The following is a 12993-nucleotide window of genomic DNA, read 5'->3' on the forward strand; positions in this document are numbered from 1 at the left end:
ACCATGCACAAAACAGCACCCCTCTGGGTCGCGCCCGTCCTCATGCTTATGGCCACTACGGCCCTGGCCGGTGAAGCCAAACGTGCCCCCTTCGGCCAGCTCCCCGATGGCGGAAAGGTCGAGGCCATCACCCTGACGAACGCCAAGGGCACCTCGGCCACGGTCATCACCTATGGCGCCGGCCTCCAGGCCCTGATCACCGCCGATCGTGACGGCAAGCCCGCCGACATCACCCTGGGCTATGCCGACCTCGCAACTTACGTCTCGACGCCGCAATATTTCGGCTCGACGGTCGGTCGCTTCGCCAATCGCATCGCCAAGGGCCAGTTCACCCTCGACGGCAAGACCTATCAGACCCCGGTCAATAACGGCGTCAATTCGCTGCACGGCGGCACCAAGGGCTTCGACAAGGTCAACTGGACCGTGGTCTCAACCAGGTCCGGCGACACCGCTTCGGTCGAGCTGGAATATATCAGCCCCGATGGCGACATGGGCTATCCCGGCCAGATGACGGTCCACGCCGTCTATGCCCTCAACGAAGCCAACGAACTGACCATCCGCTACACGGCCACCACGACCAACACTACCATCGTCAATATCACCAACCACGCCTACTGGAACCTGGCGGGGGAGGGCAGCCACCGCTCGATTAATGAGCAAAAACTGACCCTTATCGCTGATGCCTACCTGCCGACCGATGCCGGCGCCATTCCCACCGGCGAAATCCGCAAGGTCGCCGGCACGGTGTTCGACTTCCGCACCCCCACGGCCATCGGTCTGCGCGTGCGTGACGCATCGGATCAGCAGATCGTCTACGGCCGCGGCTACGACCATAACTGGGTGGCCAGCCGCACGAAGACCGCCCAACCGCGCCTGATGGCCGTGGTTGAGGACGACGTCTCCGGCCGCAAGCTGGAGCTGCTGTCGGACCAGCCGGGCATCCAGTTCTATTCCGGCAACTTCCTCGACGGCACCTCGTCGGGCAAGTCCGGCCACATCTACCGCGAAGGCGACGCCTTCGTGCTGGAGCCGCAATTCTTCCCGGACACGCCCAACCAGCCGGACTTCGGATCGGCGGTGCTCAAGCCCGGCGAAACCTATGCCAACACCCTGATCTACCGCTTCAGCGCGAAATAACCACCGCCATGAAACCCATGCACCTGTTCCTGGCCGGCGCGGCCGCTGTCTTTATGATCAGCGGTCCCGTCCATGCCGAAACCCAGAAATGGACCGCTGAGGCGGCCAACACCTGGTACGCCGGCCAACGCTGGCTGGTCGGCAGCAACTACCTCAACACCTCGGCCATCAACCAGCTTGAGATGTGGCAGGCCGACACCTTCAATCCTGAGGAAATCGACCGCGAACTGGGCTATGCCGAAAGCATCGGCATGAACACCATGCGGGTCTTCCTGCATGACCAGCTCTGGCAGCAGGACCCGGAAGGCTTCAAAAAGCGCATCGATATCTTCCTGAACCTGGCGAAAAAGCACAATATCAAGCCGATGCTGGTCCTGTTCGACTCCTGCTGGGATCCGTATCCGCATCTGGGTCTTCAGCCGGCGCCGATCCCCGGCGTGCACAATTCCGGCTGGGTCCAAAGCCCCGGCGCCATCGGCCTGCGCGAAGACAATACCGAAAACCTGAAGGCCTATGTCACAGGCATCGTCAGCCACTTCGCCAAGGACGACCGCATCCTGGCCTGGGACATCTGGAACGAACCCGACAACCGCGACGGCCAGACCGCCGACTGGACGGTCGCCGGCAAGACGGGCGTCAGGGACGGCGGCCGCAGCGACCAGGCGGTGAAGGTGGCCAATGTCGAACGGCTTTTGCCCCAGGCCTTTGCCTGGGCCCGCAGCGCCGACCCCAGCCAGCCCCTGACCTCGGGCGTCTGGGTGACCTCCAATGACTGGTCGCCCAATGGCAAAAAGAGCAAAACCGAAGAAATCCAGCTCAACGAATCCGACATCATCAGCTTCCACAGCTATGAATGGCCGGAGGGTCTGGAAAAGCGCATCCAGATGCTGCAACCCTATGGCCGGCCGTTGATCCTGACCGAATATATGGCGCGCGGCCACGGTTCGACCTTCGACAGCTCGCTGCCGCTGGGCCGCAAATACAATGTCGCCATGATCAACTGGGGCTTCGTGCTGGGCAAAAGCCAGACCAACATGCCGTGGGATTCGTGGCAGCGGCCCTATACCAAAAATCCGCCGACCCTGTGGTTCCACGACATCTTTTACGCCGACGGTACGCCCTACCGTAAGGCCGAAACCGACCAGATCCGGACCCTGACCGCCGAGGCGGCGGCGACATTCAAGACAAAGAGCAGGAAAGCAAAGCCATGAAACCGATGAAATTCTTTCTGACGGGCGGCGCCCTGGCCCTGATCCTGGCCAGCCAGGCACTGCCGGCGGCCTATGCCGAAACCGTGCAATGGACACCGGCCCAGGCGCACGCCTGGTATGGCAAGCAAAGATGGCTGGTCGGCAGCAACTACCTCAACACCTCGGCGATCAACCAGTTCGAGATGTGGCAGGCCGATACCTTCAACCCGGAAGAGATCGACCGCGAACTCGGCTGGGCGCAAGGTCTGGGCATGAACACCATGCGGGTCTACCTGCACGACCAACTGTGGGCGCAGGATCCCGAAGGTTTCAAAAAGCGCATCGATACCTTCCTGACGATCGCGCAAAAGCACAAGATCAAGCCGGTGCTGGTCCTGTTCGATTCGTGCTGGGACCCCAATCCGGTTCTGGGCAAGCAGCACCCGCCGATCCCCGGCACCCATAATTCCGGCTGGGTCCAGAGCCCGGGCAATGCCGGCCTGATGGACGAAGCCGGTTGGCCGAAATACGAGGCCTATGTGAAGGGTCTTGTCGGCGCCTTCGCCAAGGACGATCGCATCCTGGCCTGGGACGTGTGGAACGAGCCCGATAACCGCGGCGGCGGCAATTACAAGCAACTGGACGAACAGGTGAAGATCGCCCAGGTCGCCAAGCTGCTACCGCAGGTCTTTGCCTGGGCGCGCACCCAGGACCCGCGTCAGCCCCTGACCAGCGGCCTGTGGCACAACGACAACTGGGACGTCAAGGATCGCCTCAACGCCGTCGAGCGCGTCCAGGTCGAGCAGTCGGACATCATCACCTTCCACAATTACGAATGGCCGGAAAGCCTGGAAAACCGCATCAAGTCGCTGCAGGTCTATGGCCGGCCGATGATCCTGACGGAATACATGGCGCGCGGTAACGGTTCGACCTTCGATTCGGCCCTGCCGATCGCGCGCAAGTACAATGTCGGCGTGATCAACTGGGGTTTCGTGCTGGGCAAGAGCCAGACCAACATGCCGTGGGATTCGTGGGAGCGGCCCTACACGGCCAACCCGCCGACTCTGTGGTTCCACGACATCTTCCACGCCGACGGCACACCGTACCGCAAGGCCGAGGTCGATCAGATCAAGGCCATGACGGCGGAGGCCGAAAAGGCCTTCAGCCAGAAGAAATAAACCCAAACCGGGGAGGGCGACCTCCCCGGTTTTTTTGGATTGATTTTCGCTTTTTTGCGGCCTTCTAAGGCCGAAAACGTAGAATAAAAGCCAGCAATATAAATAACTTATCCCTCCCCGTTATACGGGGAGGTGGATTATTTGCTGGAAGCAAATAAGACGGTGGGGGATTTGGCCCGCTGGTGTTTCCGCTTACAAAGTCCATCTACCGCGCCGCCATCATACCGGCGCGCGCAATGAACTCCCCGTGTCCAGGCAAGCCCTCCGCCGCCGCCTCGATCACCGAGCGGAATTTCGCCAGCCACGCGACACCATCCGCTTCGCGATAGGCCAACAGCGGATCGTTACGCTGCGGAAAATTCATCTGGCCGATATGCACGGCCAGCCACGACGGATCTCCGAACAGATCCAGTTCCCGATGGACAATCTTGCCATACCGCCGGAACATCTCGATGGTTTCGCGCAACGAGTCCGGAATATCCATCGCGGCACAATACCGCCACAACGCAGAATCATCGCGCTGGGTCAGCTTGTAATGCAGGACGATGAAGTCGCGGATGCGCTCGAACTCAACCCGGGTCAGCCGGTTGAACTCATCGACCAGCACCGGATCGAAATCGCGATCGGGAAACAGGGTCAATAGCTTGGCAATGCCCGACTGGATCAGATACAGACTGGTCGATTCCAGCGGCTCCATAAACCCGCTCGACAGGCCGATCGCGACAACATTCCTGTTCCAGAACCGGTTGCGCCGGCCGGTGGTAAACCGCAACGGCCTTGGATCGGCCAAGGGCTCACCGTCGAGATGACCCATCAGCACGGCGGCAGCGTCCTCATCGCTGATATACTGGCTGGCATAGACATGGCCGTTGCCGGTGCGGTGCTGCAACGGGATGCGCCACTGCCAGCCGGCCTGGTGCGCGGTCGACCGGGTGTAGGGCGTGAAGTCGGCGGACGACGTGGTCGGAACCGCCAGTGCCCGGTCGCACGGCAGCCAGTGCGTCCAGTCCTGATAGCCGGTTTTCAACGCCCCTTCGATCAGCAGGCCGCGAAAGCCCGAGCAATCGATGAACAACTCGCCGGCAATGCTGCGGCCGTCATCGAGCGTCAGAGTCTCGACGAAACCCGTCTCGCCATTCAGCCCAACATCGACGATCTTACCTTCCAGGCGCTTTACCCCCTTGGCCTCGGCATACCGACGCAGCATGGCGGCATAGAGGCCGGCATCGAAATGGTAGGCGTAGTCGTAGGTTGACAGCACGTGGCGCGGATCGCCCGACGGCGGCGCGAAGCGGTTCCGTTTGGCGGCGGACCAGGCCATGCAGTAGTCGTCGAGCCCGCCGGCCTGTCCGGCTTCGAACGCGGCCTGCCAGTGGTGATAGACGCCGGCCATGTCGAAGTCGCGGCCGAAACTGCCGAACGGATGAAAGTACGAATGGTTCAGCTTGCCCCAGTTGACGAACTGTATGCCCAGCTTGAACGAGCCCTGGGTGGCGCGGACGAACTCGGCTTCATCTATGCCCAGCGTCTTGTTGAAGCGCAGGATGGGCGGGATGGTCGCCTCACCAACCCCGACCGTGCCAATCTCCTCGGACTCGATCAAGGTGATGCTGCAATCCTTCTGCAAGGCGTTGCTGAGCGCGGCGGCGGCCATCCAGCCGGCCGAGCCTCCGCCGGCAATGACGATATTGCGGATATGGCGATCCATGTGTTTCTCCCCGCGACATCCGGCCTGTTTGCGCTATGCTTTGACGTCAGCGCAAGCCCGCGCCACGTCCTGAATACCGCCCAAATCCGAAATGCCGATTGAATTATATTATAATACTGATAAATCATATAATGACAGAAAAAACGCCCTTGCGGCATCAAAAACAGGGTTGAACTGACATGAGATGGATTCGCGCGATCGCAGCCGTAACGCTGGCCATGACCTGCGGTTTCGGCGCTGCCTGGGCCGACGAACCCGTCCAGCGCCAGCCCGTGCTCGATGTCAATTTTCCCGACCCCTTTGTCCTGGTGACCAAGGACGGCCTGGTCGCCTATGCCACCAATAGCAACATCGGTAACCGGCATCTGAACGTGCAGTTGTCCCGCTCGGCCGACGGCCTGACCTGGAGCGCGCCGGTCGACGCGATGCCGCGGACGCCGTCCTGGGCGCGGCGCTATGGTTCGGACATCTGGGCGCCGGAAGTCATGAAGGTCGGCGACAAATACGTCATGTATTTCAGCGCCCGCCACGCCCGCAAGCTGCGTCCCGACGGCCTGACCCTGTGCGTCGGCGTGGCGGTGGCCGACGCGCCGGAAGGGCCGTTCCTCCCCAAGGGCGAGCCTTTGACCTGCGGCGGCGATATCGGCGCGATCGACGCCAATCCCTTCCGCGATGGCGATGACCTGTGGCTGTACGTCAAGACCGACGGCAATTGCTGCGGCGTGCCGACCGGCATCATCGCCCAGCGCCTCAGCCCCGACGGCCTGGCCCTGACGGGAGAGCCGCACGTCGTGTCGGGCGTGACCAACGACATGCCGTGGGAAGGCGGCGTGATCGAGGCGACGCAGATGATCAAGCGCGGTCCGATCTATTGGATGTTCTACGCCGGCAATGACTACAGCAACGAAAAGTACGCGACCGGCTATGCCATGTGCAAGACGCCGATCGGGCCGTGCCTCGACGCCAAGGAAAACCCGATCCTGAAGAGCGAGCCGGGTACTCCGCCCCTGACCGGGCCAGGTCACCAAAGCCTGTTCGAGATCGATGGCGACATGTGGATCGCCTATCATGGCTGGCTGGGCAGCGATGCGGACCATAACCGCCGCCGCGCCATGTATATCGACCTGGTCGACTGGAGCACCGGCCTTCCGGTGGTCGTGGCGAGGTGAACTCCTGGCTTGAGTTAGCCGAAAAATCAATTCTACCAATAACTTATCCCTCCCCGTTATACGGGGAGGTGGATCATTTGCTGGAAGCAAATGAGACGGTGGGGGATTTGGCCCGCCGGTGTTTCCATCGGACCGAAGACGAATTCTGCGAGATTTACCGGCCGACGATGCGCAAGAGGCCGGAATAAAATAGTCACTCGGACAAACGCACCGTCCCGAAACGCGCCTTGCACTTGCCGTCCACATAGTCCGTCACGATCGACAACACCGACGCGCCATCCTCCGACGCCAACACCGGTGACGAATAGTTCTGGCAGACATTGCCGTCCGCCGGGATATCCCGCACATCGACCGGCGCAGGCGTCATCCGCCAAGGTCCGACGCCCGTGCCACTGTCATCTATAAACAAAGTAACAGCCGCGTCCGGCTGGTGGACGCCGTTACGGTAGACGCGCTGGCCGGTCACGACCAGCTTGCCCGACCCGCGGGCCAAGGCATGGGTCGGCGTAGCCCGCAACGTGAAGCCTTCAGGCGTCATAAGCGATTGCCCGGCATCGGCCGGATCGCCCCAATCGACGCCATCAACCGAATAACGGCTGTAAACATCGCAATTGTGAGCGGGGCCGCAAATCTCATAGGTCATGAAAAACCGCCCGTCAGACAAGCGCGAGACGACCGGCATGCCCGGCCGGTCACCCGGGGGCGCCAGTTGAACGATCGCCTTCGGCGCCGACCAGTGAACCCCATCCGAAGACAGAGATTGCTGCAAGATCTGCGAATGACCAGAAACCGTCTCATCGGAAAACAGGCAACCCAACCTGCCATCCGCGGTGATCATGAATTCGACCTCCCACAGCCCGCCGCCCTTGCGCTGAACCGGCGCCGTATAAAAGGTCGACAGATAGGACCAGGTCGCCCCGCCATCGTCGCTGTGATGTATCTTCAGATGCATGGGTTTGTCGTCGACGCCCTGTCCGACAGAGCCGGCATACAGTAGGGTTCCGGCCTTCAGCGCACCGACCGCCACCGGCAGGCTATAAAGACCGCCGCAGCACAGGCCCGTGCTGAAATCCGGATCGCGGATCTCGCTGACCTTGCGAAAGGTCTTGCCATCGTCGTCGCTGCGGAAGATGTCGGCATGGGCCCCGCCTTCAAAGGCGGTGACGCTGGCCACCAGTGGTTTGGCGGCGCTGGCCTCTTGGCGAACCACCCTCGGATACATGGCCGTTCCCTCGTCAAGCGGCGTGCCGGTCTGCGCAAATGCCGGCGCAAAGGCCAGAAGGCAGCCAATCGGAAGCAGGCAGGCCAGGGGCCGTTTTGGCTGAGTCTTCATGCTTTTTCCTCCAAAAGGCACGCAGCGCCGATTTAAAAGTACGATAAATAAGAAGAAGGCGTTAGGTGCCGTTGTCAACGCAATCCAGAAAATCAGCGACTTTTGGGCTAAAATTCCGATTAATGAATTGAATTTATTTAATAAATTAAATTGTATCATAATTGCACCAATTGCGATTTTCCGACGGCCAACCGAAAAAACCGATTGATCTCGTGATCATATAAATCATATATCATGCTCAAGAACGTCGCCCAGCCATGAGGCGCCGAAGCTGACAAACAAGAACAGAGGGAAACCGGATATGAAACTCAAGGCCTTTATACTGGCGACCGCCTCGACCGTCTCGATTATGGCGTGGGGTGCGTGCGCAAATGCCCAAACAACGCCGGAAGCCGCACCGGAAACGTCGGCGGACGCTCCGGCCGATTCGGGCGCCATCGTCGTCACCGGTCTGCGCCGCAGCCTGGCGTCGTCGCGCGCCCTTAAGAAGAACTCCGAACAGATCGTCGATGCCGTCGTCGCGGCCGAAATCGGCAAGCTGCCCGACACAGCTGTGTCCGACTCGCTGGCACGCGTGACCGGCGTCACTGTCGGCCGCAACGGCGGCGAGGCCGACAGCGTGCTTGTCCGCGGCCTGCCCAACATCGCCACCAGCTATAACGGCCGTGATATCTTTACTGCCGAAGGCCGCTTCGTCGCCTCGCAGGATTTCGCCGCCGGCAACGTTGCCGCGCTGGAAGTCTTCAAGTCGACCACCGCCGACCAGGTCGAAGGCGGCATCGCCGGCCTGATCAATGTCCGCGGCCGCCGTCCTTTCGATTTCAAGGGCCGCGAAATTTCGGGCATGGCGAATTATCTCTATGCCAACCAGTCCAAGGACTATGCGCCCAACGGCAACCTGCTGCTCAGCAATCGCTGGTCGACGGGCGCCGGCGAATTCGGCGCGCTGCTCAACGTCTCCTATAACCGCTTCCACTTCCTGGACTCGAAGCGCTTCATCGGTTCGTTCGTCAGCGCGACCCTGCCGGGCGGCGCCGGCACACCGGATGCGTCGAAATATGCCGGAAAGCGCTTCGGCGACCTGATCGGCATCAACTACGCCGAACACGATCGTGAGCGTCCGTCGGCCAATGCGGCCCTGCAATGGCGCCCGAACGAGGAACTGGAGCTGTACGCCGACTTCCTCTACCAAGGCTATCGCGCCAAGGTCTACGACCGCAACATGGAAGTCCCCTTGTGGGGCGGCAGCCAGTATCACGATATCGAACTCAGCCTCGACAACAGCCGCGTCGAAAGCATGACGGTCGACAATCCGGTCCGCGTCCAGGGCTGGCAGGCCGCCACCACCGGCCGCACCGACACCTATCAGATCGCTACCGGCGGCAAGTGGAAATCCGGGCCGTGGACTGTGTCCGCCGACCTGGCTTCGACCCAGTCCAAGTTCTTCCTGTCGGTCTATAGCTGGGACTACGCCTTCACCAGCAGCCCCTCGGTCCATGTTGACTACGATGTCGGCTCGGACGGCGGCGTGAACTTCACCTTCGAGAACTTCGACTCGACCGATCCGGCCAACGGCAAGTTCAGGGGCTTCTTCGACCGGCAGCTGTCGGCGCGCGGCCGCGACTGGCAGTTCCGCACCGATGCGGAATACCGCACCAACCTGTCCTACCTGCCCCGCGTCCGTTTCGGCGTGCGCTCGGTCAACCGAAAGGCCGCCTTCGACAACGGCGAACGCTACAACAACGTGGAAGGCCGCAATATCCTCCTGTCGGCCACAGGTCTGGATATCCGCACCACCCAGCCGGGTTTTGTCGGCGAGACCTACCCGTCGGTCCGTAGCTGGGCGGGGCCGACCTCGGCCTCGGTCCGCGCCAATGCCAATTCCCTGCGTGCCCTGGTCGGTTTCCCTGACGGTCCGCCGCCCTACAATCCCAACCAGCACTTCAGGGCCAATGAAAAGTCGACCGCGCTCTACGGTCAAATCGACTATGAATTCGACTGGGGCATCCCGGTGGATGGTATTGTGGGCGTGCGCGTGGTCGACACGGACGAAAGCGTCACCAGCAGCCAGCGCACCCTGAACAGCGGCTATACCGACACCCTGCCGACGGCCAGCATGCGTCTGCATCTGACCAACGACACCCAGGTCCGTATCGCCGCCAACAAGACGCGGACGCGGCCGAACTTCGGCGATCTCAATCCGAACTATGTCGTCAATTCCGGCACGCGTGTCGAATACGACTCGGCGACCAACGAGTATTTCCGCTGGGGTGGCGGCTCCGGCAATATCGACCTTAAGCCCTACACCTCCGACAATTTCGACGTGACGTACGAACATTATTTCGGTGCGACGGGGCTGTTTGCGGCCAACATCTTCCACCGTAAGGTCGACGGCTTCATCAACTACCACGTCATCAAGATCACCGACGATAAGTTCACCAACGATCCGACGCCCGATCCGAACAACAACGGCTACGCAACCGACACCCAGAATGTCCGCATCAGCGCGCCGTACAACGCCAATACGGTGAATTTCAAAGGCGCGGAAGCACAGTTCACGACCTTCTTCGACTTCGACTTCCTGCCGACCTGGGCAACCCGTTTCGGCATCCAGGCCAATGTCACCTACATGGAAAGCAACTCGCCTTCCTCCTACAAGCAGGACAAGAACCAGCCGGGCGTGTCGCGCCTGACCGGCAACCTGACCGGCATGTATGAGAATGGTCCGTGGTCGGCCCGCCTGGCCTATAACGCCCGCAGCAAGTGGCTCAATGTCTGTGACGCGGTTCAGGACTGGGGCGGCAACCCCGGCTGCGAATACACCAAAGGTACGGCCCGGCTGGACTTCTCGGCCAGCTACCGGATTTCGGACAATATCTCGATTGCCACCGATCTCAACAACCTGTTCCCCAAGCCCCTGCGGACCTATCGCGTTTACATGAACGACATCGCCGGCGGCGGTAACGGCATCTACAACACCCAGATCCGCAACGAAGAAACGGTCTACTCGGTGGGTATCCGTTTCCGCTACTAGGTTTGGTCACTTCCCCCTTCTCCCTGAAGGTTCCTCCTGCCTCCCTTCTCTTACTGAGGAGGGAGGCTTCTTTCTTTCCGGATTTTTGTCGCCCGGCGTTGACGATCGACAGGAGGTATGGAAGGTTTGTTCATATAAATCTTATTTATTCGTGGTTGTCTTTAAGCACGATCAGTTGGGTAAAGTTCATGGTGTCTTCCAGTCAGGCGCGGACCTCGATCAGCGCGGAGTCGACCGAAAAGCGCTGGACCGCGCCGGCGGCGCAGCGCTGGTATGACTGTCAGCCCTGGCTGGTTGGCAGCAATTTTATACCGTCCACCGCGATCAACCAGTTCGAGATGTGGCAGGCGGCGACCTTCGATCCGGTGACGATCGACCGCGAACTGGGGTGGGCGGCCGGCATCGGCATGAACGCCGCCCGGGTCTTTCTGCACGACCGGGTCTGGGCCGATGATCCCGATGGACTGATTCGCCGTATAGACCACTTCCTGGGCATGGCCGACGCCCATGGTATCCGGCCCATCTTCGTGCTGTTCGATTCGTGCTGGGACCCCAATCCGCAGCCGGGTCCGCAACGCACGCCTCGCCCCGGAACGCACAATTCCGGCTGGGCGCAAAGCCCAGGCACCGATGGCCTGCGCGATGCCGCGCAACATCCGCGGCTGGAAGCCTACGCCAAGGCGGTCGTCGGCGCCTTTGCCAATGATGCGCGCGTCCTGGCCTGGGACGTGTGGAACGAACCGGACAACCAGGGCGGCGCGACCTATGCCCAACTCGCCGAAGCCGAAAAGATCGAGCTGGTCGCGAACCTGCTACCGCAGGTGTTCGACTGGGTCCGCAGCGCCGGGCCCATCCAGCCCTTGACCAGCGGCCTGTGGCATAACGAGGACTGGTCGCCGGACGGCCAACTCAATGCCGTCGAACGCATCCAGCTCGAACAGTCCGATATTATCAGCTTTCACAATTACGACTGGCCGGAAAGCCTGGAGATGCGGATCGCGCAACTGCGGCCCTACGGCCGGCCGCTGTTGCTGACGGAATATATGGCGCGTGGCAACGGTTCGACCTTCGATTCGGCCCTGGCCGTCGGTCAACGCGAACGCGTCGCCATGATCAACTGGGGTTTCGTTGTCGGCAAGACGCAAACCAACATGCCGTGGGATTCGTGGCAAAGGCCCTATATCGACACCCAGCCAACCCTGTGGTTTCACGATATCTTCCACGCCGACGGCCGGCCGTATCGCCAGGCAGAGGTGGATCTGATCCGCCGGCTCACGCGCGAACCGAAGGCTTAAAGCGCCCTTTTATCGGCCTCTTCCTGAGCATGGATGGTCAGGAGCACGTCGTTGACGATGAGGTGCATGGCGGCATAGGCGCGCTTCGGATCGCGATCGAAAATGGCCTTCATGATATTCTCATGGGCTTCGATATTCGGCATCGACTGGTTGACGCGGGTGGTAAACTGGATCGATGTCATCAGCGCGGTGCGGATCAGTTCCTGGAACTGGTAGTAAAACGGATTGCCGGAGGCAAACAGGATCGAGACGTGAAAATCGATATCCGCCTGAGTTGGGTCACCGTCGCCACCATCGGCCCGAACCATGCGCTCGAAAGCCGCCTTCATACGCTGCAAATCTTCATAAGCGGCATATTGCGCCGCCAGTTCCGCCCCCTTGGGTTCGACCGACACGCGCAGTTCGGTAAACTGACGCAGCAGACGCAGTGAAAATTTGCGCTCCAGCAGCCAGCGCAGGACATCCTTGTCGAGCAGATTCCATTGCAGAGTCGGTTGAATGACGGTGCCTTGTCGCGGGCGTGCGATCAGCAGTCCCTTGGCAGTCAGCATCTTTACGGCTTCGCGGGTGACGGAGCGGCTGACGCCATATTGGTCGGCCAGGACGGCTTCGGTCGGGAAGACCTTGTTGTCGTAATGACCGACAACGATCGCCTTGCCGAGGTGGTCCAGCAGTCCGATGGTCAGGTTACGGCCCAGATCCAATGTCGAGCCAAACTCTTTTTCAACGTGCATCGATGGCTGCAATACCGAAAGATTGAAATATTCAATCCATTGATAGGGTCAAACCGCGCAAACGGCAAGTCGTTTGGCGTTTAATTGTATTATAGATCGGATGGATAAGCCGTCGCACCGTGGCGCCGGTAACCGCCGCAACCATCTCGCCTTTAAGCCGCGACGGGAAATGCCTGGATTTCGGTTGCGTATCCTTCGCGCCTTCGTTATTATAT

At 60.7% G+C, this 12993-nt stretch carries 9 protein-coding genes; 6 read left to right on the forward strand and 3 right to left on the reverse strand.

Annotated elements, in window-relative coordinates:
- Positions 1-3 precede the first annotated feature (3 nt).
- Genes ABAC460_RS35230 through ABAC460_RS35240 form a run of 3 tightly spaced genes read left to right on the forward strand, consistent with a single transcriptional unit; the run spans position 4 to position 3505 of the window.
- Complete coding sequence (locus tag ABAC460_RS35230) at positions 4-1137, forward strand: aldose epimerase family protein (RefSeq protein WP_052012742.1); 1134 nt, start codon at positions 4-6, stop codon at positions 1135-1137.
- Between the two features lie 8 nt (positions 1138-1145).
- Positions 1146-2348: a cellulase family glycosylhydrolase gene (locus ABAC460_RS35235; protein ID WP_052012743.1), complete on the forward strand. Its 1203-nt coding sequence runs from the start codon at positions 1146-1148 to the stop codon at positions 2346-2348.
- Positions 2345-3505, forward strand: a complete 1161-nt coding sequence (locus tag ABAC460_RS35240; RefSeq protein ID WP_023453399.1) for a cellulase family glycosylhydrolase — start codon at positions 2345-2347, stop codon at positions 3503-3505. The genes ABAC460_RS35235 and ABAC460_RS35240 overlap by 4 nt, the downstream gene beginning before the upstream one ends.
- Before the next feature lie 205 nt (positions 3506-3710).
- On the opposite strand, the gene ABAC460_RS35245 is transcribed toward ABAC460_RS35240, so the two are convergent.
- Positions 3711-5213, reverse strand: coding sequence for a tryptophan halogenase family protein (locus ABAC460_RS35245; RefSeq protein ID WP_023453400.1), 1503 nt, complete (start codon positions 5211-5213; stop codon positions 3711-3713).
- A 179-nt stretch (positions 5214-5392) separates the two neighbouring features.
- Between ABAC460_RS35245 and ABAC460_RS35250 the strand changes: the two genes are divergently transcribed.
- Positions 5393-6382 (forward strand): glycoside hydrolase family 43 protein, encoded by a 990-nt coding sequence (locus tag ABAC460_RS35250; protein ID WP_023453401.1) that lies wholly within the window; start codon positions 5393-5395, stop codon positions 6380-6382.
- Positions 6383-6575: 193 nt separating this feature from the next.
- Here the strand turns inward: ABAC460_RS35250 and ABAC460_RS35255 are convergent, their stop codons facing one another.
- Complete coding sequence (locus tag ABAC460_RS35255; RefSeq protein ID WP_023453402.1) at positions 6576-7715, reverse strand: sialidase family protein; 1140 nt, start codon at positions 7713-7715, stop codon at positions 6576-6578.
- A gap of 301 nt (positions 7716-8016) precedes the next feature.
- On the opposite strand from ABAC460_RS35255, the gene ABAC460_RS35260 reads away from it, so the two are divergent.
- Positions 8017-10749 (forward strand): TonB-dependent receptor, encoded by a 2733-nt coding sequence (locus ABAC460_RS35260; RefSeq protein WP_023453403.1) that lies wholly within the window; start codon positions 8017-8019, stop codon positions 10747-10749.
- Positions 10750-10937: 188 nt separating this feature from the next.
- Complete coding sequence (locus ABAC460_RS35265; protein WP_023453404.1) at positions 10938-12044, forward strand: cellulase family glycosylhydrolase; 1107 nt, start codon at positions 10938-10940, stop codon at positions 12042-12044.
- On the opposite strand, the gene ABAC460_RS35270 is transcribed toward ABAC460_RS35265, so the two are convergent.
- Positions 12041-12778 carry a FadR/GntR family transcriptional regulator gene (locus ABAC460_RS35270; protein WP_031236741.1) on the reverse strand — a complete coding sequence of 246 codons (738 nt, stop codon included), beginning with the start codon at positions 12776-12778 and terminating at the stop codon, positions 12041-12043. The two genes, ABAC460_RS35265 and ABAC460_RS35270, sit on opposite strands and share 4 nt — an antisense overlap.
- Between the last annotated feature and the right edge of the window lie 215 nt (positions 12779-12993).

Source organism: Asticcacaulis sp. AC460, from assembly GCF_000495795.1.
Classification (GTDB): Bacteria; Pseudomonadota; Alphaproteobacteria; order Caulobacterales; family Caulobacteraceae; genus Asticcacaulis.